The sequence below is a fragment of the Paenibacillus sp. 102 genome, assembly GCF_039549175.1.
GTDB lineage: Bacteria > Bacillota > Bacilli > Bacillales > Bacillaceae_G > Bacillus_A.
In genome coordinates this window covers 228188-249636 of the sequence record NZ_JBCGHT010000005.1, presented here as the reverse complement: position 1 = coordinate 249636, position 21449 = coordinate 228188, and the positions used below count along the sequence as shown (strand labels likewise).

General features: G+C 38.2%; 17 protein-coding genes and 1 pseudogene. 17 read left to right on the top strand and 1 reads right to left on the bottom strand.

What is annotated here, in order from left to right:
* The first annotated feature begins 72 nt into the window (after nucleotides 1–72).
* The 14 genes and pseudogenes from AAIE21_RS15235 to AAIE21_RS15165 all read left to right on the top strand — a co-directional run bounded on the left by AAIE21_RS15235 (nucleotide 73) and on the right by AAIE21_RS15165 (nucleotide 18118).
* Nucleotides 73–1532 (top strand): annotated as a pseudogene (locus AAIE21_RS15235) (C40 family peptidase).
* Between the two features lie 128 nt (nucleotides 1533–1660).
* The gene (locus tag AAIE21_RS15230) at nucleotides 1661–3007 is read left to right on the top strand and encodes an ATP-dependent helicase ComFA (protein ID WP_343267541.1); all 1347 of its coding nucleotides are present in this window, start codon (nucleotides 1661–1663) and stop codon (nucleotides 3005–3007) included.
* Complete coding sequence (locus AAIE21_RS15225; protein ID WP_343267540.1) at nucleotides 3007–3711, top strand: ComF family protein; 705 nt, start codon at nucleotides 3007–3009, stop codon at nucleotides 3709–3711. Before AAIE21_RS15230 ends, AAIE21_RS15225 begins: the two co-directional genes overlap by 1 nt.
* 320 nt (nucleotides 3712–4031) lie before the next feature.
* Nucleotides 4032–4229, top strand: a complete 198-nt coding sequence (gene cspC / locus AAIE21_RS15220; RefSeq protein WP_001162040.1) for a cold shock protein CspC — start codon at nucleotides 4032–4034, stop codon at nucleotides 4227–4229.
* 482 nt (nucleotides 4230–4711) lie between these two features.
* Nucleotides 4712–5254 carry a ribosome hibernation-promoting factor, HPF/YfiA family gene (gene hpf, locus AAIE21_RS15215; protein WP_343267539.1) on the top strand — a complete coding sequence of 181 codons (543 nt, stop codon included), beginning with the start codon at nucleotides 4712–4714 and terminating at the stop codon, nucleotides 5252–5254.
* Between the two features lie 319 nt (nucleotides 5255–5573).
* Nucleotides 5574–8084, top strand: coding sequence for a preprotein translocase subunit SecA (gene secA, locus AAIE21_RS15210; protein WP_343267538.1), 2511 nt, complete (start codon nucleotides 5574–5576; stop codon nucleotides 8082–8084).
* A gap of 419 nt (nucleotides 8085–8503) precedes the next feature.
* A protein-coding gene (gene prfB / locus AAIE21_RS15205) for a peptide chain release factor 2 (RefSeq protein WP_343267537.1) occupies nucleotides 8504–9605 on the top strand; the annotation gives its coding sequence in 2 pieces (ribosomal slippage) (nucleotides 8504–8575 and nucleotides 8577–9605; 1101 coding nt in all).
* Nucleotides 9606–10056: 451 nt separating this feature from the next.
* Nucleotides 10057–10380, top strand: coding sequence for a cytochrome c551 (gene cccB / locus AAIE21_RS15195; RefSeq protein WP_343267536.1), 324 nt, complete (start codon nucleotides 10057–10059; stop codon nucleotides 10378–10380).
* A 789-nt stretch (nucleotides 10381–11169) separates the two neighbouring features.
* Entirely contained in the window at nucleotides 11170–11856 is a 687-nt protein-coding gene (gene ftsE / locus AAIE21_RS15190; protein ID WP_343267535.1) for a cell division ATP-binding protein FtsE, read from the top strand.
* Nucleotides 11846–12739 (top strand): permease-like cell division protein FtsX, encoded by an 894-nt coding sequence (gene ftsX, locus AAIE21_RS15185; protein WP_343267534.1) that lies wholly within the window; start codon nucleotides 11846–11848, stop codon nucleotides 12737–12739. The genes ftsE and ftsX overlap by 11 nt, the downstream gene beginning before the upstream one ends.
* Before the next feature lie 118 nt (nucleotides 12740–12857).
* Nucleotides 12858–14297, top strand: a complete 1440-nt coding sequence (locus tag AAIE21_RS15180; RefSeq protein WP_481858682.1) for a S41 family peptidase — start codon at nucleotides 12858–12860, stop codon at nucleotides 14295–14297.
* A gap of 300 nt (nucleotides 14298–14597) precedes the next feature.
* Nucleotides 14598–15800 (top strand): PDZ domain-containing protein, encoded by a 1203-nt coding sequence (locus AAIE21_RS15175; RefSeq protein ID WP_343267533.1) that lies wholly within the window; start codon nucleotides 14598–14600, stop codon nucleotides 15798–15800.
* Nucleotides 15801–15950: 150 nt separating this feature from the next.
* The gene (locus tag AAIE21_RS15170) at nucleotides 15951–17666 is read left to right on the top strand and encodes an ABC transporter ATP-binding protein (RefSeq protein ID WP_343267532.1); all 1716 of its coding nucleotides are present in this window, start codon (nucleotides 15951–15953) and stop codon (nucleotides 17664–17666) included.
* A gap of 140 nt (nucleotides 17667–17806) precedes the next feature.
* Complete coding sequence (locus AAIE21_RS15165; protein ID WP_174101036.1) at nucleotides 17807–18118, top strand: heavy metal-binding domain-containing protein; 312 nt, start codon at nucleotides 17807–17809, stop codon at nucleotides 18116–18118.
* 358 nt (nucleotides 18119–18476) lie between these two features.
* Here the strand turns inward: AAIE21_RS15165 and AAIE21_RS15160 are convergent, their stop codons facing one another.
* A complete protein-coding gene (locus tag AAIE21_RS15160; protein WP_343267531.1) occupies nucleotides 18477–19370 on the bottom strand; it encodes a LysR family transcriptional regulator in 894 nt (297 codons plus the stop codon).
* Nucleotides 19371–19768: 398 nt separating this feature from the next.
* On the opposite strand from AAIE21_RS15160, the gene AAIE21_RS15155 reads away from it, so the two are divergent.
* From AAIE21_RS15155 to AAIE21_RS15145, 3 genes are all read left to right on the top strand, one after another.
* Nucleotides 19769–20791 carry a YeiH family protein gene (locus tag AAIE21_RS15155; RefSeq protein WP_343267530.1) on the top strand — a complete coding sequence of 341 codons (1023 nt, stop codon included), beginning with the start codon at nucleotides 19769–19771 and terminating at the stop codon, nucleotides 20789–20791.
* A 119-nt stretch (nucleotides 20792–20910) separates the two neighbouring features.
* The gene (locus AAIE21_RS15150) at nucleotides 20911–21114 is read left to right on the top strand and encodes a helix-turn-helix transcriptional regulator (RefSeq protein ID WP_343267529.1); all 204 of its coding nucleotides are present in this window, start codon (nucleotides 20911–20913) and stop codon (nucleotides 21112–21114) included.
* Nucleotides 21115–21135: 21 nt separating this feature from the next.
* Complete coding sequence (locus tag AAIE21_RS15145; RefSeq protein ID WP_343267528.1) at nucleotides 21136–21363, top strand: hypothetical protein; 228 nt, start codon at nucleotides 21136–21138, stop codon at nucleotides 21361–21363.
* Nucleotides 21364–21449: the final 86 nt, after the last annotated feature.

The window sequence follows — 21449 nt, the reverse complement described above, 5'->3', positions numbered from 1 at the left end:
TGTAAAAATAAATAGCGTGATTTTCTTAAAATTCTACAAGAAATTACAGGATTAGAAAAATAATGGCAGGAAATCACAAATTTAATATTACATTTATTTTACAAAAGCGTAACATTGATAAAATATCTCCCGAAATATGGTATAAATTTTAATAGATTACATACGGAAAAGAAAAAAAGGAAAGCGGTGTAAAAAACAAAATGAAAAAGCTAAAAATGGCCTCTTGCGCATTAGCTGCAGGATTTATGATGTTTTCAGTAGTAACACCAAATGTATTTGCGGAAAAGATTGAGGATGTAAAAACAGAAATTAACTCACAAAATGACACTTTACATAAACAACAACAAGAACGTGATGAGCTTCAAAAACAAATGAATGACTTAAATAAAACAGTTCAAGGTTTAGATAAGTCTGTTCAAGAAAACGCTGCAAAGCTTGACGAAACAACGAAAAAAGTTGAGGAAGCACAGGCATTAATCGAGAAGAAAAATCAAAACATTGCAGATTTACAAACGAAAATTGCAAAACGTGAAGAACTATTAAGAAAACGTTTAGTAGCACTTCAAGAGCAACCAAATACGAACGTTGTAACAGAAGTCGTTGTAAACTCTAAAAACATTGCGGATTTAGTTGATCGTTTAACTTCTGTTTCTAAAATTCTTGAATCTGATGAAGATATCATGAAAACACAACAAGAAGACCAAGCAACTGTGAAAAAAGATGTTGAAACGGTAAAAGAAACACAAAAAGAATTAAAAGAAGCACAAGTGAAAATCGAAGCTGCAAAGCAAGAACTTGACGCTGAAAAAGCGAAAAAACAAGAAGCAGTAAACGATTTAAGCGGTAAAATGGATACAGTTGTAAACAACATGACAAGCACAGAAGATCAGTTGAAAGAGCTTGAACAACAAGCTTTATACTTACAACAATTAGCTGAAAAAGAAGCACAAGAGAAAGCTGCACAAGAAGCAGCTGCGAAGCAACAAGCAGAGGAAGCGCAGAAGAAAGCTGAGCAACAAGCAGCTCCAGCACAACCAGCGGCTCCGCAACAAGCAGCACCACAACAAGCAGCACCAGCTAAACAAGAAGAGTCTAAAAAAGAAGAAGTAAAACCAGCTCCGGCACCAAAACCAGCTCCGGCACCAGCACCAGCACCTACCAATAATGGTGGAGGAAATGTTGGAGTAGTTGAAAAAGCAAGAGGATTAATTGGTCTGAAATATGTATGGGGTAGTGCTGATATTTCAAGAGGCGGTTTTGACTGCAGTGGATTAATTTCTTATGTATATGGTTTAGGACGCCAAGATACAAGAAGTTTATGGAGTTCTGTACAAAAAATTAGCGCATCTGAAGCACAACCAGGAGATCTTATCTTCTTACAAGGTACTTACAGAGCGGGCGTATCACACGTTGGTATTTACATCGGTAATGGTCAAATGATTCACGCTGCTGATGAATCAACAGGTGTTACTACAGGTAATGTAAATAGCTCATACAATCAAAAACATTTCTTAGGTTACGGTAGATTATAAGATTTTTAAGTAGAATAAAACATGTGTATAAAGTCGATAGCTTACTATTTTAAAAGTAGGTTATCGGCTTTTTTGGTTTTTTACGAGATAAAGAGAAAGAATTATAGTAAAGCTAGGGGTGTTTTACTATGCTAGCAGGAAGACAAATGCTACTAGAAGAGCTTTCGTTGTCAAATGACGAACTAGATCGTTTGGAAAGACAAGGAGATATTTCCTTGGTAAAAGGGGTAAGCAAGAAATCTTCACGCTATGTATGTCAGCGCTGCGGAAATATAGAGCAGCGGTTATTTGCTTCATTTTTATGTAAAAGGTGCAACCAAATGTGTACGTATTGCCGAAAATGCATCACGATGGGGCGAGTGGGAGAATGTACAATACTCGTTCGCGGTATACGAGATGTAGAAAGGGAAGTTTTGTTGAGTTCTTTACAGTGGGAAGGCCAATTATCACCAGGGCAGGATAGAGCAGCTAGCGGAGTAATAGAAGCGGTCCAGAGAAAAGAATCTTTTTTTATTTGGGCAGTATGCGGAGCTGGTAAGACAGAGATGCTTTTTTATGGTATCGAAGAGGCACTAAGAAAAGGCGAGCGGGTTTGTATTGCAACCCCGCGGACCGATGTAGTGTTAGAGTTAGCACCTCGCCTGCGAACTGTTTTTTCGGATGTACCGATTGCTGCACTATATGGTGGTAGTTTGGACCGTGAAAAGGAAGCGAGACTCATCGTTTCCACAACGCATCAGTTGCTTCGTTATTATAGGGCTTTTGATGTCATGATTGTCGATGAAATTGATGCTTTTCCATATGCGATGGACAAAATGTTACAGTATGCGGTAGAACAAGCGAGTAAAACTCATGCAGCGAAAATTTATTTAACCGCCACTCCGACAGAAACATCAAAACGTAAGTTATGGAGTGGAAAACAACAAGGTGTAATTATTCCAGGGCGTTATCATCGTCACCCTTTGCCGGTTCCGAGATTCCAGTGGTGCGGTAATTGGAAAAAGACATTAAAGCGAAAAAAAATCCCGTCTGTTGTTTTGAAATGGTTAAAGTATCATCTCCTCAAACAATCTCCTATTTTTCTATTTGTTCCCCACATAAATTATATTGATGAAGTAAGTACAATGTTAAAAACATTAGATGATCGAATTGAAGGTGTTCATGCAGAGGATCCAGAGCGAAAAGAAAAGGTGGCTGCTTTTCGAAAAGGAAATATCCCGCTATTAGTAACGACAACAATTTTGGAACGAGGTGTGACGGTAGAAGACTTGCAAGTCGCTGTGTTAGGAGCGGAAGAGGCTGTTTTTTCAGAAAGTGCACTTGTACAAATCGCTGGTAGGGCTGGCAGAAGTCATCTTAAACCAGATGGTGATGTTCTGTATTTTCATTATGGAAAAACAGAAGCAATGGTGCGCGCGAAAAAGCATATTCAATCTATGAATAAAAAAGCGAAGCAAGAAGGGTTGATAGATTAATGCATTGCTTACTTTGTGATGAGTATATTTCAGAGCTTGTTAGTTGGTATTCTTTTTTTATTCAGTCTGAAATGCGGTGTATATGCGAGAGATGTGAACGGAAACTTTCTTATATAATAGGAGAAAGTTGTGAGGGTTGCGGCAGGTCTTTTACGTCTCTTTCAGAGGAGTATAGAGAAGGTGACTTTTGCAAAGATTGTGTAAGATGGAAGGAAGAGATGAAGTTTCTACCTATAAAAAATCGATCTGTGTACGTCTATAATGATTGGATGAAGGAAGTGTTAGCTCGGTTTAAATTCAGAGGAGACGCTGAGCTTGTCCAAGTTTTTCATGCGAACTTTGTAGCTGTATTCCACAAGTATTTTTCAGATTGTCATGCGGTTATTCCGATTCCACTTAGTAAGGAGCGAGAATATGAGCGTGGTTTTAATCAAGCAGAATTGTTAGCATCTTGTTTACCACTCAATATTTTACAAACATCTATCAGTAGAAAAAATACGGAAAAACAAAGTAAAAAAAAGCGTATAGAGAGGCTGTCAGTAGCAAATCCTTTTTACTTTCAAAAGGAAGAAACGTTTGCTGGTCAGCATCTTTTACTCATTGATGATGTGTATACGACAGGTATTACGGTTAGGCAAGTTGCAGCGTGCTTGTATAATGCTGGTGCCCAAACAGTTTCTAGTCTTACTCTTTGTCGGGGGTAATATATAAATCCACATGAAAAAAACAACATCAAACCATTCTTTTTAGGTGGGCGAGAGCATCCGGCCAGGCATAGAAGCGGTCAGTGCCTTTTTTCGCCCCATGCCGTGTGAAAACAAAAAGAGGAAATAAGTGAAGAACTGTTTTTGTTTTCATAACTGCAACTAATATATCGAAAAATCAAAATGGGTTTATATATATGCATGTCGAAAGATACAATAAAAAGACGACAAGACTTCTTTGACTTGATATGTTGTCATTCGTTATAGTCAAAATATGGGGTAAATGCCCTTATTTTTAGAGTGAAGGGAATGGAACGAACATGCAAGGAAGAGTGAAGTGGTTTAATGCAGAAAAAGGATTTGGGTTTATCGAGCGTGAAGATGGTGATGATGTTTTTGTTCATTTTTCTGCAATTCAACAGGATGGATATAAGTCGTTAGAAGAGGGACAAAAAGTAGAGTTTGATATTGTAGATGGTGCGCGTGGACCACAAGCAGCGAATGTTGTGAAATTATAATTTTGAATGAATAGTTTTATGAGAAACATAGAGCTGCGTATGTGGTAACGGTTTATATATAGATGTTAAATTTGATCTTCCAACATATAAATTACGGCTATAAAGAACAGAAGGAGACGTCCACTCATTGTCTCCTTCTGTTTCTACATGGGATGGGAATAAAAAAGGCTCTGACCGCATCCTATCCAAGAGCGGACCCTCTCTCCTATCTAAAAGAAATGGTTGTATGTCGGCTTTTTAATTTTCGAAAGCGTTGTCAAAAAGTTGTTTCTTTTCTGTAACGAATTGTCCATACTTATATTCGTTATTTACGATGTAAATAGGATAAAATGTAAATAGAAACGATGCATCTTTTCTTTTCAACAAAAAATGATAAAAAATTGCAATTTCGCTAACTTTTTTAAATAAAGTTAGAAGGAGTTTTTAAGCCGGTGTCGAAATTGTATACATAGGCTTGAAGGCTTGAAAGGAGGAATTCATCTATGAAATTCAACATTCGTGGTGAAAATATTGAAGTAACTCCAGCATTAAAGGAATATGTAGAGAAAAAACTTAGCAAATTAGAGCGTTATTTTGATACATTTCCAGAGATTAAAGTTAATTTAAAAGTATACTCTGACAAGCAACGTGTCGAGGTAACAATCCCATTTACAGATTTATTACTTCGTGCAGAAGAAACTCATAGCGATATGTACGCTGCAATTGACTTAGTGGTTGATAAAATTGAGCGACAAATTCGTAAACATAAAACAAAAGTAAATCGTAAATTACGTGAAAAAGGTTCTCCGAAAACTGCATTAATCCTTACAGAACCAGCGGCAACTCTGGAAGAAGTAAAAGAGGATGAGTTAGAGCTGGTACGTACAAAGCGATTTGACTTAAAACCAATGGACATTGAAGAAGCTATTTTACAAATGGATATGTTAGGGCATAACTTCTTCGTCTTCACAAATGCGGATACAAATGAAACTAATGTTGTATATGGCCGCAAAGATGGAAAATATGGATTAATTGAAACAAAATAATAAGCAGAAAACGCAGCTGTAAAAGGCTGCGTTTTTTTACATTTATGATTTTATATGTAAATCGATGAAATATGTGAAAAACTGTCTATAAAACTTCTATTGAGCAAACTTTCAGCTAACTTTGACCACGCTTTTGGTCGGTTGTTGTCATAGTTATAAAACAAGTGTTACAATTATCATTAGGTTTATACTTTTTTGTTTTTTAATTAGGAGAAAAGAGAGTAGTAAATAAATTAGCGTTTTATAACGACTGATTAGTGGGCTGTCATATAGAGCACGATCAGAAGTTTTATTTTAATAAAAGAGGAGCGTATTTCCTATGATCGGTATTTTAAAAAAGGTGTTTGATGTAAACCAGCGCCAAATTAAACGTATGCAGAAAATTGTGGATCAAATAGAAGCGTTAGAATCGTCGATTCAACCGTTAACTGACGAACAATTAAAAGGAAAAACAATTGAATTTAAAGAGCGTCTTACAAAAGGCGAAACAGTAGACGATTTATTACCAGAGGCTTTTGCGGTTGTTCGTGAAGCAGCGACACGCGTTCTTGGTATGCGCCCTTATCCTGTTCAATTAATGGGTGGTATTGCCTTACATGAAGGGAATATCTCTGAGATGAAAACAGGGGAAGGTAAAACGTTAACTTCTACTTTACCAGTTTATTTGAATGCTTTAACAGGTAAAGGTGTTCATGTTGTTACAGTCAATGAGTACTTAGCACAACGTGACGCGGGTGAAATGGGACAATTACATGAGTTCCTTGGCTTAACAGTAGGAATTAACTTAAATAGTATGTCACGTGAGGAAAAGCAAGCTGCTTATGCTGCTGATATTACATATAGTACAAACAACGAGCTTGGTTTTGACTATTTGCGCGATAACATGGTGCTATATAAGGAACAATGTGTTCAGCGTCCACTTCATTTTGCGATTATTGATGAAGTCGATTCCATCTTAGTCGATGAAGCGCGTACGCCGCTTATCATTTCTGGACAAGCACAAAAATCAGCAGAGCTATATATGTTTGCAAATGCATTTGTTCGTACGTTAGAAAATGAGAAGGATTATTCATTTGACGTGAAAACGAAAAATGTCATGTTAACAGAAGACGGGATTACGAGGGCAGAGAAAGCTTTCCATATTGAAAACTTATTCGACTTAAAACATGTTGCACTTCTTCACCATATTAATCAGGCCCTTCGTGCACACGTTGTTATGCACCGCGATACAGATTATGTTGTACAAGATGGTGAAATCGTAATTGTAGACCAATTCACTGGTCGTCTTATGAAAGGCCGTCGTTATAGTGAAGGTTTACACCAAGCAATTGAAGCAAAAGAAGGCGTAGAAATTCAAAATGAAAGTATGACGCTTGCAACAATTACATTCCAAAACTACTTCCGTATGTACGAAAAGTTATCAGGTATGACTGGTACTGCGAAAACGGAAGAAGAGGAATTCCGTAATATTTATAATATGAATGTTATTGTAATCCCGACAAATAGACCGATTGTTCGTGATGACCGTGCCGACTTAATTTTTAAAACGATGGAAGGTAAATTCAACGCAGTTGTTGAGGACATTGTGAAACGCCATAAACAAGGACAGCCAGTTCTTGTTGGTACAGTTGCAATTGAAACGTCTGAACTTATTTCAAACATGTTAACACGTAAAGGTGTACGACATAACGTCTTGAATGCGAAAAACCATGCACGTGAAGCAGATATTATTACAGAAGCAGGATTTAAAGGCTCTGTAACGATTGCGACGAACATGGCTGGTCGTGGTACAGACATTAAACTAGGCGAAGGCGTAAAAGAAGCTGGTGGCCTAGCTGTTATCGGTACAGAACGTCATGAAAGTCGTCGTATTGATAATCAGTTACGTGGTCGTGCTGGTCGTCAAGGAGACCCTGGTGTGACGCAGTTCTACTTATCAATGGAAGATGAACTAATGCGCCGCTTCGGTTCTGATAATATGAAAGCAATGATGGATCGTCTTGGTATGGATGATTCACAACCAATTGAAAGTAAAATGGTTTCTCGTGCTGTAGAATCTGCGCAAAAACGCGTAGAAGGAAATAACTACGATGCACGTAAACAACTCTTGCAATATGACGATGTACTTCGCCAACAACGTGAAGTTATTTATAAACAGCGTCAAGAGGTAATGGAATCTGAAAACCTACGTGGCATTATCGAAGGAATGATGAAATCTACTGTAGAACGTGCCGTAGCTCTTCATACGCAAGAGGAAATTGAAGAAGATTGGAACATTAAAGGTCTGATTGATTACTTAAATACAAACCTTCTTGAAGAAGGCGATGTAAAAGAAGAGGAATTACGCCGTCTTGCGCCAGAAGAAATGAGCGAACCAATCATTGCAAAATTAATGGAACGCTATGATGAAAGAGAAAAATTTCTACCAGCAGAACAAATGCGTGAATTTGAAAAGGTTGTTGTATTCCGCGTTGTAGATACGAAATGGATGGATCATATCGATGCGATGGATCATCTTCGCGAAGGTATTCATTTACGTGCTTACGGTCAAATTGACCCACTTCGTGAATACCAAATGGAAGGATTCTCAATGTTTGAATCAATGATCGCTTCTATTGAAGAAGAGATTTCTCGTTACATTATGAAAGCAGAAATCGAACAAAACTTAGAGCGCCAAGAAGTAGCGCAAGGCGAAGCGGTTCATCCAAAAGATGACGGTGAAGAAGCGAAAAAGAAACCAGTCGTAAAAGGTGACCAAGTCGGACGTAACGATCTATGCAAATGTGGCAGTGGCAAAAAATATAAAAACTGCTGTGGTATTGGGAAATAAAGAAAAGTGGCGCCGACTGTTCAGCCCCGTTGGCTAAGGTTCTTTCGCACAGAAAGTGATTTGTACTTTCTTGTGCGGAAGGTTCTTAGGCATGAGGGGCTAGGAGGCAGAACTGGATCAAAAGAAAAGCGGAAGCAGCTCGTTTAGAATGTGAGGGGGATGGAGCTCCTGACAGAGAGGCGTTTTTTGCCTCAGAGGAAGGCGCGAAGCCACCGATCATTCTAGCTGCTGGAGCTGGACAAAAAAGAAAAGCGGAAGTGGCTCGTTTAAAATCGACCTTCCATGAAATTTTATTTTCAAAATGGAAAAGTTTTAAAAATATCCATATAATAAAAAGGGATAAACTCTCTCTGTAATAAGCGGAGGGAGTTTCCCTTGTTTTATATAAAAGCGAAAGCAATTACATAGAGGTGAAGAGCATGGAATTAGTAGAAATTAGGCAAGAATTAGAGAAAATGGCTAAGAGATTAGCGGCTTTTAGGGGGTCTCTTTGACCTCCCTGCAAAGGAAAAACGTATTGCGGAGCTAGAAGAAACAATGATGGGCGCTGGTTTTTGGGATGACCAACAAGGTGCGCAAACAGTAATTAATGAAGCGAATGCACTGAAAGATATGGTTGGGAAGTTTCGCCAGTTAGATGAAACGTTTGAAAACTTAGAAGTGACACATGAGCTTTTAAAAGAAGAATACGATGAGGATTTACATGAAGAGTTAGAATCTGAAGTGAAATCTTTAATTCAAGAAATGAATGAGTATGAGCTTCAGTTATTATTAAGCGATCCATATGATAAAAATAATGCTATTTTAGAACTGCATCCAGGTGCAGGTGGAACAGAGTCACAAGACTGGGGATCTATGTTATTACGTATGTACACACGTTGGGCTGAGAAACGTGGATTTAAAGTGGACACGGTTGATTATCTACCTGGTGATGAAGCTGGAATTAAAAGCGTTACGCTATTAATTAAAGGTCACAATGCATATGGTTACTTGAAGGCAGAGAAAGGTGTACATCGCCTTGTACGTATTTCACCGTTTGATTCTTCTGGTCGTCGTCATACTTCGTTTGTATCTTGTGAAGTTGTACCTGAATTCAATGATGATATCGAAATTGAAGTACGTACGGAAGATTTGAAAATAGATACGTACCGCGCAAGTGGCGCTGGTGGACAGCACGTTAATACGACAGATTCGGCAGTTCGTATTACGCATACTCCAACGAATACAATTGTGACATGTCAGTCAGAACGCTCTCAAATTAAAAACCGTGAGCATGCGATGAAAATGCTGAAAGCGAAGTTATATCAAAAGAAAATAGAAGAAAAGCAAGCGCAATTGGACGAAATCCGTGGTGAGCAAAAAGAAATTGGCTGGGGTAGTCAAATTCGTTCTTACGTATTTCACCCATACTCTCTAGTGAAAGACCATCGTACAAATACGGAAGTTGGTAATGTACAAGCGGTTATGGATGGAGAGATTGATCCATTTATTGATGCATATTTACGTTCTCGTATTTCTTAAGAAAAAAAGCCAACGGACTGTTGGCCTATCGGTGAGGAGATAGGGGATATAAAGAGGTATACCTTATCTATATCGATAAAAGAAGGAGGAAGAGAAGTTGGATGACAACTTCTCTTTTTGATGGGATTGGTTTTATCATACAAGGTCGCATATTGTTTTGTAAAAAGAAGAAAATATAAGAACTCAGCTGTAATTGATGAGGAAATTGCATAAGATTTTTTTATTCTGTTTTTCAGAAAAAGGCTCTTTGCAGTAATTTGTATCTGTTCACAGAATTGAAACAATTGCGGAAAGCTTTGTATCAGTAGGTTTCTCATCATTTTTGTAAGAAATATCCTCTATAGGTTAGTTTTTCTGTAAGAGGATAATTATTATAATGGCTAGTGAGAGCTGTGTGAAAGTATGGCTGTATCAATAATGAGAAGGACATTAATAACGGGGAGCGATATAAGTGAAAAAGAAATTGTTGGCGATTGCATTAGGAACAACATTAGTTTTTGCTGTAGGAGCGTGCGGAAAGAAAGAGGACAGTAAGTCTTCTAATCAATCTGCGAGTACGGATAGTGCCGAACAGATTTACAAAAAAAGCTGTGCAGGTTGTCATGCTAATGATTTATCAGGTGCAACCGGACCAGATTTACGAACAGTAGGCGGCAAATATGACGCGGCGGATATTGAAAAAATTATTGAAAAAGGACGCGGCATGATGTCTCCAGGAATTATTCAAGGTGAGGATGCAAAAAAAGTATCAGAATGGTTAGCGGAACATAAATAAGAAAAGCGGAAGCGGCTCGCTCAGAATGTGAGGGGGATGGAGCTTCAGACGTAGAGGCGTACTTTGCCTCGCGGGAAGAAGCGAAGCCACCGAACATTCTAGCTGCTGGAGCTAGACAAAAGAAAAGCGGAAGCGGCTCGCTCAGAATGTGAGGGGGATGGAGCTTCGGACGCAGAGGCGTACTTTGCCTCGCAGGAAGAAGCGAAGCCACCGAGCATTCTAGCTGCCGAATGCTCTCTTAAGCCTAAATATCAGGTTTTATGTCGTTTATTAATTTGTAAATCCAAGTTTGATTTACTGGTATTTACATAGCATGGAGCTAGAAAGGGCACTAACTGCTTCTATCCATGAGCGGATGCTCTCTCCCACCTAAATAATAGTTTTTATGTCAGTTTTTCAATTTGTATTTATATAGATTATAAGATGATTCATCTTTTAGTAGAAACTATTTATAAAACGATATAGACTTGTTTGTAGTAGTTAGAAAGGAACCTCAGAATAACTACTTTTTTCGTGTTTCTTTTTATGCTGTAACATAACTGTAACAAAATTGTATCCGAATTGGAAACCGAATGATGTTACAATGTAGTTTGTAGAATTTTGCTGAAACATGTACATAAGCAGCAGTGATAGACTGGAAATGTTCTCACTGTTCTTTGAAACAACAGAAATACATCTATAGATTTGTAGTACAGCAGAGTGTAAGTAAGAGTGAAAGTTTTTACTTTCATGTTCAGATAGACAGAGAAAGTATGTCGAAAAAAATCATTAAGTATTGGGTGATAAATAATGATCAAAATGACGAATGTTTATAAGGAGTATCCAAATGGTATGCAAGCCATCGATGGACTCACAGTTAACATTAAGCAGGGTGAATTTGTATACGTAGTTGGACCGAGTGGAGCCGGAAAATCTACATTTATTAAGATGATGTATCGTGAAGAAAAACCATCAACAGGATCTATCAATGTGAATGGACTTGTAATTGAAACGTTGGCAGAGCGAGATGTACCATATTTTCGTCGTCAACTAGGCGTAATTTTCCAAGACTTTAAATTACTACCTAAATTAACGGTATATGAGAATGTAGCGTTTGCCTTAGAAGTAATTGAAGAAGAACCTGAAGCGATCCGTGAGCGTGTTACGGAAGTATTAGGTCTTGTAGGTCTTGAGGATCGTGCGGAGGCACTTCCAAATGAGCTTTCTGGTGGGGAGCAGCAGCGTGTGGCAATTGCAAGAGCGATTGTAAATAAGCCAAAAGTTGTAATTGCGGATGAACCGACAGGAAACTTAGATATTGATACAGCGCTTGATATTATGAGTATTTTTAAACGTATTAATGAGCGTGGTACAACGATTGTTATGGCGACGCATAACTCAGATATCGTAAATACAATTCGCCATCGCGTAATTGCGATTGAAGGCGGAAAAATTGTTAGAGATGAGATTGAGGGAGGATACGGATATGAAGACTAAAACCCTTAGTCGACATTTACGAGAAGGTGTAAAAAATCTATCCCGTAATGGTTGGATGACGTTTGCTTCTGTAAGTGCAGTAACAGTTACATTATTACTTGTAGGTGTCTTTTTAACAGCGATTATGAATATGAACCACTTCGCAACGAAAGTGGAGCAAGATGTAGAAATTCGTATACACATTGATCCAGCAGCAAAAGAAGCGGATCAAAAGAAATTGGAAGAAGATCTTAGCAAAATTGCCAAAGTAGAGTCTGTTAAATATTCTTCTAAAGAAGAAGAGTTAAAACGTTTGATTAAAAGCTTAGGTGACAGCGGAAAAACGTTTGAGTTATTTGAACAAGATAACCCACTTAAAAACGTATTTATTGTAAAAGCAAAAGAACCAACTGATACAGCGACAATTGCGAAAAAAGTTGAAAAAATGCAGTTTGTAAGTACCGTTCAATATGGTAAAGGTCAAGTTGAAAAATTATTTGATACAGTGAAAACAGGTCGTAATATTGGGATTGTGTTAATTGCTGGTCTTTTATTCACAGCGATGTTCTTAATCTCTAATACAATCAAAATTACGATTTATGCGCGAAGCACAGAGATTGAAATTATGAAACTTGTTGGAGCGACAAACTGGTTTATTCGTTGGCCGTTCTTATTAGAAGGTTTATTCTTGGGTGTACTCGGTTCGATTCTCCCAATTATCGTGATTTTATCTACTTATAATTCACTTCAAAGTATGTTTAACCAGAAGCTTGGTGGAACGATTTTCGAGCTTCTTCCATATAGTCCGTTTGTATTCCAACTTTCCGGTTTATTAGTGTTAATTGGTGCATTAATCGGTATGTGGGGAAGTGTAATGTCAATTCGTCGCTTCTTAAAAGTATAAAAAGTTGCAAACATAATTCGTACAAGCTTATCATATAGTAGAAATAGGTAAAGGCATCACACAATGTGTGATGCCTTTTGCTACACCACCTGTGTGTTTTGGAAAGGGGAATTCCGCATTGAAACGTAGAGTTGCGATTATTGGAATGGTTGTTGCATTTTTAATTGGTGCTGGCGGAATGTTTGCAGGTATGTATATGTTTGGAATCAATCCATCGTATATGGCGCAAACAATTTCAAGTGATAGTAGTGCCGGCACGAAACAAGGGGATTTAGCTAAAATTAATGAAGCGTATGCATTGATTGATTCGCGTTATGTGGAAGACGTGAAGGACGGCAAGCTTGTTGAGGGTGCGATACAAGGCATGTTGTCTACGCTGAAGGACCCTTATTCCACGTATATGGATAAAGAAACGGCAAAGCAATTTGAACAATCGCTTGATCCGGAGCTCGAAGGTATTGGTGCTGAGGTGAACAAAACGGATGGAAAACTGATCATTGTCTCTCCAATTAAAGGATCACCAGCAGAAAAAGCAGGCATTAAGCCAAATGATCAAATTTTATCAGTAGATGGGAACAGTGTAAAAGATTTATCGCGTGAAGAAGCAGTCTTAAAGATTCGTGGTAAAAAAGGAACGACCGTTGCAATTGAAATAAAGCGACCTGGTGTAAATGATCCAATCGAATTTAAAATTAAACGTGAAAAGATTCCGATTTTCACTGTATTTAGTTCTGTAAAGGAAGAGAAGGAGAAAAATATTGGTTATATTCAAATTACATCTTTCTCTGAAAATACAGCGAAAGAATTTAAAGATCAATTAAAAGAGCTTGAAAAGAAAGATATAACAGGTCTCGTTATTGATGTGCGTGGTAATCCAGGGGGTTACTTAAATAGTGTACAAGATATTTTAGGATTAATCATGACGGACAAAAAGCCAATGATGCAAGTTGAACAACGAAATGGTGAGAAAAAGAAATTCTCAACTACTTTAAAAGAGAGAAAGTCATATCCGATTTCAGTATTAATTGATAAAGGAAGTGCATCGGCCTCAGAAATTTTAGCAGGTGCATTAAGTGAAGGTGAAGGATATGATTTAGTTGGTGAAAAAACATTTGGGAAAGGTACTGTTCAGCAGGCTGTTCCATTTAAGGATGGTAGTAATATTAAGTTGACAATGTTTAAATGGCTTACACCGGATGGCAATTGGATTCATAAAAAAGGAATTGCTCCAACGGTAGAAGTGAAGCAACCAGATTATTATCATGCAACGCCAATTCAAATTGAGAAAACACTTTCTTATAATGTAAACGATGTGCAGGTGAAGCATGCGCAAGAAATGCTGAAAAGTTTAGGATATGTACCTGGACGTGAAGATGGGTACTTCAGTAAAGAAACAGAGTCAGCTATAAAAGCATTCCAAAATGCAAATGAAATGGAAGCAACAGGGAAGCTCGATAAAAAGACAGCTGAAGCAATTCAAAATAAAATTATCGAAAAGATTCGCTCTGGTGAAAATGACTTGCAATTACAGGCTGCATTAAAATTAATGGCGAAGTAAGAAGAAATACAGGCATGTTATTGCCTGTATTTTTTTGTACGTGTTTACCCCGCTATTTGCGGACAGTAACACTCCTACCTCAAAAATCAGCGAAAGCATTGCTTAGCTCTAGCGGCTAGAATCTCCGGTCGTTTTGCCCCCTCGGACGAGGCAAAAAACGCCTCTCTGTCGGGGCCTCCAATGTCTTGTGATTCTGAGCGAGCCGCTTCCGCTTTTCTAAAGAAGTTAGGTGGGGGATGGAGAAAACCCCACTGATTAAAGTTTCACTTTATGATAAGATAAAAAGAAAGAATGATATAAATGGTGGTGAAGCGGTTCGTGGAGGCGTGGTCTTTTGAGATAATGCGAGCAGTTGGGCGTTTTTTCTTACACCCTGCTGTTTATGTTTTTTTGATAAGTAGTATTTTTGTTGGATACTTACGTATATTACGAGAACGAAAAGATTTTTCTTTTAAAGTATATGATGTATGGTTTGAACTACGAACCTCCCTATTTGCGGGAGTTGGATATGGATTTATTGTATCCATCATAACAGTTGGAGCCGGGCTAGTTCTGTCACAAGCGAGTATATGGATGATTTTAATTTGGACACTCGTATTTGGACTAGCTACTGGGTATAGATATTTATCTCCCGCTTATACATTTGGCGTGGCGATTGTAGCAGCTTTATTATCTTCTAAGCTCCCAATCTCTTTCTTACAGTTTGGGGAAGGAGAAGAGAGTACGATTGTATCGCTTGCGATTTTACTTGGCTTGATGCTAGTAGTAGAAGGATTATTAATTTCGAAAAATGCAGTGCGATATTCAACGCCAAAAATGCGCAAAGGAAAGCGTGGTTTAAATATTGGATTACATGAATCAAAGCGTTTATGGCTCGTTCCGATTTTTATTCTTGTGCCGGGAGATGCCGTTACACAATTTGTTTCGTGGTGGCCGGTCGTTTCTGTTGGCTCGCAAACATATTCCCTATTCCTTGTTCCGTTTTTACTTGGCTTTATGCGAACAATTAGAAGTGAGGAACCGACAGAAGCATTGCTGTTTACAGGAAGACGCATATTTGGATTAGCGACTCTTGTTCTTATTTTAGGTGTAGTCAGCTATTGGTGGTCTGTTTTAGCGATTATTGCGATGGGAGTTGCGATGCTTGGGCGCTTTACGATAGCAATCAGAGAACGGATAGCTGATGAAACGCGTCCAGCGTACTTTGCAGCGCGTGATGATGGATTAGTTGTATTAGGTATAATTCCGAATACTATCGGTGCAGAACTAGATTTGAAGCCCGGAGAGGTTATTACGAAAGTAAATGGTGTAATTCCTAAAACGGCAGAGGAGTTTTATGATGCGCTTCAGTCCAAGACGACAGGGGCATTTTGTAAATTAGAAGTGCTTGATACAAACGGTGAGCTGCGCCTTGCTCAAACTGCATTATATGCAGGTGGACATCATGAATTAGGTATTGTGTTTGTAGAGCAAGATCATAAGTGGGATACGGAAGCAGTGTAATTCAAAAGACCTTCATTCATGAAGGTCTTTTATTTAGTAATAAAAGATTCATAGACAGATAACTTGAATAAATACTTGATAATGGTTATCATTTAGTAGGGGCTTTGTTATGATGCGAAGTCTTTTTATTTTGAATGAGGGAGGAACTTTATGCTGCGTCGATTTTTTTCTTACTATAAGCCATATAAAGGCTTATTCGTGCTTGATTTTTCCTGTGCGGTAATTGCGGGGTTACTCGAACTTGGGTTTCCGCTTATTGTGAATCAGTTTATTGATAAATTATTGCCAGGACAAGATTGGACACTTATTTTATGGGCTTGTATAGGTTTATTAGCAATCTATGTATTAAACGCAGGACTACAATATGTTGTTACATATTGGGGGCATATGCTTGGCGTTAATATTGAAACAGATATGCGTCAGAAATTATTTGATCATATTCAAAAGCTATCATTTCGATTTTTTGATAATAACAAGACAGGTCATTTAATTTCACGTCTTACAAATGATTTAATGGAAATTGGTGAAATTGCCCATCATGGACCAGAGGACTTATTTATTGCGATTATGACTTTAATTGGGGCCTTTTCATTTATGATGATCATTAACTGGAAGTTAGCTCTGCTTACTTTCTTAGTAATTCCATTCTTATTATGGTTAGCGCTTTATTTCAACCGCAAGATGACAGGAACGTTTAGACGGTTATTTTCAGATGTTGCTGACTTTAATGCGTGCATTGAAAATAATGTTGGCGGGATCCGTGTTGTCCAAGCATTCGGAAATGAAAAGTTTGAGAAAGAGCAATTCGCAGTAAATAACGCTCGTTTTCGCACAACAAAGCTGATGGCGTATAAAATCATGGCTTTAAATTCATCGATTAGTTATATGCTGATGCGTCTTGTGACATTGTTTGTTTTAATTTGCGGGACTTGGTTTGTTCTGCAAGGGGAATTAACATATGGTGGATTTATTGGGTTTGTATTATTAACGAACATTTTCTTCCGTCCCATTGAAAAAATTAATGCTGTTATTGAGAGTTATCCAAAAGGGATTGCAGGCTTTAAAAGGTATGTGGAACTATTAGAAACAGAACCAGATATTATGGATTCACCGAATGCAATTGAAGTAAAACAAGTACATGGTGATATTGAATATAAAAACATTACTTTCGGATATGACAAACAAGAGCCGATCTTAAAAAATATTGATTTAAAAATTCATGCGGGAGAAACAGTTGCTTTTGTTGGGCTATCGGGTGCTGGGAAAACAACATTATGTAGCTTATTGCCACGTTTCTATGAGCTTGCAGATGGTTCTATCACAATCGATGGTATTGATACAAAGGACATGACACTTTCCTCACTTCGGAAGCAAATTGGAATTGTGCAGCAAGATGTGTTCTTATTCTCTGGAACGATTCGAGAGAATATTGCTTATGGGAACTTACAGGCTTCAGAAGCTGAAATTTGGACAGCGGTCAAGCGTGCACAATTAGAGGATTTAATTTACTCGCAACCAGATGGATTAGATACAGTCATTGGTGAGAGAGGTGTCAAACTTTCGGGAGGACAAAAACAACGTTTAGCAATTGCTCGTATGTTCCTGAAAAACCCACCAATATTAATCTTAGATGAAGCGACTTCTGCACTTGATACAGAAACGGAACTTGCGATTCAAAAATCACTTGCGGAATTATCAGTTGGCCGCACGACATTAGTAATCGCTCATAGACTTGCAACGATTAAAAATGCAGATCGCATCGTCGTTGTAAATAAAGATGGTATCGCTGAGCAAGGTTCGCATGAAGAGCTAATTGAACGAGGCGAAGGTTACAGTAGATTATATGAAGCGCAGTTTAGTTCTTAAGAATGAAATCTAATGAATAGAAAGTGGAATATTGCGTTCATTGTCACAAATAAATGGACCTTGTATATGTAATTTTAATGGAATTAGCGTACCATATAGGTAGGTAACAAAAAGATACATATATATAGGAGGCTGTAAAAATGATCGTAACAACAACTTCTACTATTCAAGGAAAAGAAATTATCGAGTATATTGATATCGTAAATGGCGAGGCAATTATGGGGGCAAATATCGTCCGTGATTTATTTGCTTCTGTTCGTGACGTTGTCGGTGGCCGTTCTGGTGCATATGAAAGCAAATTAAAAGAAGCACGTGATATTGCGATGGAAGAGATGAAATCTCTTGCGAAGCAAAAAGGCGCGAATGCGATTGTTGGCATTGATGTGGACTATGAAGTAGTTCGCGAAGGAATGTTAATGGTTGCGGTTAGTGGAACTGCTGTCCGTGTATAATGTAAAGCCGTGCTTGGTGCACGGCTTTTTTGTATGGTCGCTTGGCTCTGTGTGTGTCAAATATTATCGGTAAGTCGATATGCTATGTCGAAACGCCGATATATTCGAAAAAACGCCGATATCTTGTGTTGAATCACCGATATTTCTTGGGAAATGGCAAAGGCCTTGTCGATATATAGGGAAGACATTAGGGTACTTCTTTGCAACTGCGAATTTGTTTTAATAACTTTACTTGTGCTAATGCTTCTTTATTATTTGAAATTTCATTTGGTGCATTAGCATTGCCAATCACATAGCCTTCAAATGAAGAACCGACAAAGTCAAAGATATATTGTAAACCTTCACATTAGTGTGAAGATCAACTCTGTTTTTGTGCAAATGATTGAACATGATCTAAAAATACTTGAATGGCTTTAGAGTGGATAAAGTATTTACCGCGCACGATCGAGAAGGGGCGGATGAGTTTTTCATTTGGAACTTCGACATGGAATAGTTCGCCTGCTTGCAGTTCTTTCCTTACAGTCCAGTCAGAAAGGATGGCGATACCAAGCCCAGCAGCAACAGCCTCTTTCACACTTTGAATGCTGCTAAAGGTAAAGAAGCGCTTCATTTTTAAATGGTGATGATGGATAAAGCGATCACTATAGGCACGTGTGCCAGATCCGGTTTCTCTCAGAACCCATACTTGATCTTGGAGGGAAGCTTCGTCGATTGTATGTATGCTCAGAAGAGGGTGATTTGGTGGAACAACAAGTTTCATTTCATCTTCCATAAAGGTCTCTACATCTATATCAGTGTATACGACTTGCCCTTCTACTAAGCCGATGTCGATTTGGTTAGAACGGATGCTTTGGAGAACTTCCTCTGTATTGGATATGAGTGTATGTACTTCTACGTGTGGATTTTCATTGGCATAGCGTGCCAATATTTTCGGAAGTAAGTACTCACCAATCGTAAAGCTTGCGCCGATACGCAGTGTTCCTGTGACAACGTTATGTAGTTCGTTAATTTCTTGTTTTGCTTCTTCATAAAGAGATAGCATTTGCTTTGCATGGATATATAAAATGTTACCGGCCTCTGTCACTTGAACATGCTTTGGGGACCGTTGAATAAGAGTCGTACCAAATTCGTTTTCTAAATTACGAATATGCATGCTGACGCCAGGCTGTGAAAGATTGAGTAGTTCTGCCGCGCGCGAGAAATGCTTTTGTTCTACGACAGTCACAAATATTTTTAAGATATCGACGTTCATTGTATATACTCCCTTACTTTAGATTTGGCTGTGCTCTGCATTTCAATGATGTCTAGCTTTAGCGGTGAATGGTCGGTTTCTTCGTGTCTTCGCCTCTAAGTCAGAAGCACCATCCCTCTTCTCATTTTGGGCGAGCCGCTTTGGTTTTTAATGATATCCAGCTCCAGCGGCAAGCTCTTCACATCTAAGAACCTTCCGCCCAAAAGGCAAAGAGCGCCTTGTGTGAGGAAGAACCTTAGCTGGTCAGAGCTGAGCGAGCCGCCTTCGCTTTTAATATTATCATAAGTTTTTCTGATGATTGAGATTGTATATTAGTATTAAACTTATCATTGAAACTCTTCTATAATGTAAATATAAAGAACATGCATGTTCCAATACGATTAGTGGAGTGGTACGAAGTGGAACAAACACTTGTTATACAAAAGAAGAAGCGTCTCGGTTTTTCGCAAGGAATTGGAATTACGTTATTAATTGCCATCGCCTCGAAATATTTAGCAGCGCTTCCATTTTTAAATATTATGGGACAATTAGTTATTGCTATTCTAATCGGTATGGTTTGGAGAGCAACAATTAGTGTGCCGCATGAAGCGATTGCAGGAACGAATTTTGCTAGTAAGAAGTTACTTCGGTTCGGAATTATTTTGCTAGGAATGCGTTTGAATCTAGTTGATATCGCAAAGGCTGGGCCAAAGGTGCTAGTGATTGCAGCGATCGTTATTGTATTTACACTTGTTGTTGTATACGCATTAACACGCGTTTTTAAAGTAGATAAGAAGCTTGGCATTTTAACAGCTTGCGGGACAGCAATTTGTGGTGCAGCCGCGGTCGTGGCCATTGCACCACAAGTGAAAGCGAAGGATGATGAAACGGCGGTTGGTGCCGCAATTATTGCAATTCTAGGTACAATTTTCACACTGATTTATACGTTATTATATCCGATTCTTGGTTTATCTCCTTATGGTTACGGTGTATTTTCTGGAGCGACACTGCATGAAATTGCACACGTCATCGCCGCGGCAGCGCCAGGCGGAAGCGCATCTGTTGATATTGCGGTCATTGTAAAATTAACGCGCGTTGCCATGCTTGTACCAGTGGCGATTTTAATTGGTTTATGGTTTAAGCGTAGTGAAGGGAATGGGCAAAAAGGCTCTTGGCGTGATATTCCGATTCCATGGTTTATTTTAGGGTTCTTGGCAATGAGTGCATTTCATTCATTAGGTATTATACCTGAGGTGGTTGCAGGATATATCGTAATCATCGCTTATATGCTCATTGCGATGGCAATGGCAGGGCTTGGTTTAAATGTAGAGTTTACAACGTTCCGTAAATTAGGAAGTAAAGCATTTGTCGCAGGATTAGTGGGATCAGTTTGTCTGTCTGTTCTCGGTTATATACTTGTATATGCATTAGGATTTATGTAAATGGAAAGAAGGAGACATATTCGGTATGTCTCCTTTTAGTTTGTAAAGATTTATTTACTAAATACTGGGAATTATTTATAATAAAAGTAAAGATATCTTTACTTTTAAAGGTGGAGCCTATGGGTGTGAAAAATAGAATTAAAGAGCTGAGAAAGCAAAATCACATCACGCAAATTGAAATGGAAAAAGCTATGCAAGTGACAAGGCAGACAATTGTGGCGATTGAAAATCATCATTACAATCCAAGTTTGGAATTGTCGCTGAAGATTGCGAAGTATTTTGGGATGAATGTAGAGGAGATATTTATTTTGGAGTGCAAATAGATAAATAAAGGGGAAAACAGAATGGGATTAGCGCTTTTATGTGTCGTTGCAGCTTTGTTTGCATTTATATGGGGTATGCAAAATTTTGTTCACAATCCAGTGCCAAGCACACTCGTCGTTATTGGAGTTGTTGGATTATCGTATTATTTACTAGTATCAGCGCACTATCACAAAACAGCAACGAGTGTTTTAGTTGGTGCAATTGTTTTGACATGTGGACGTACAATTCAAAAAATATTATTTCCGTAAAAGCTGGTTCATTCATGTAATCAGCTTTTTTTCATTTTTTTACAAAAAGACTTGAAAGTTACGTTACGTCATCTTTTACAATGAAA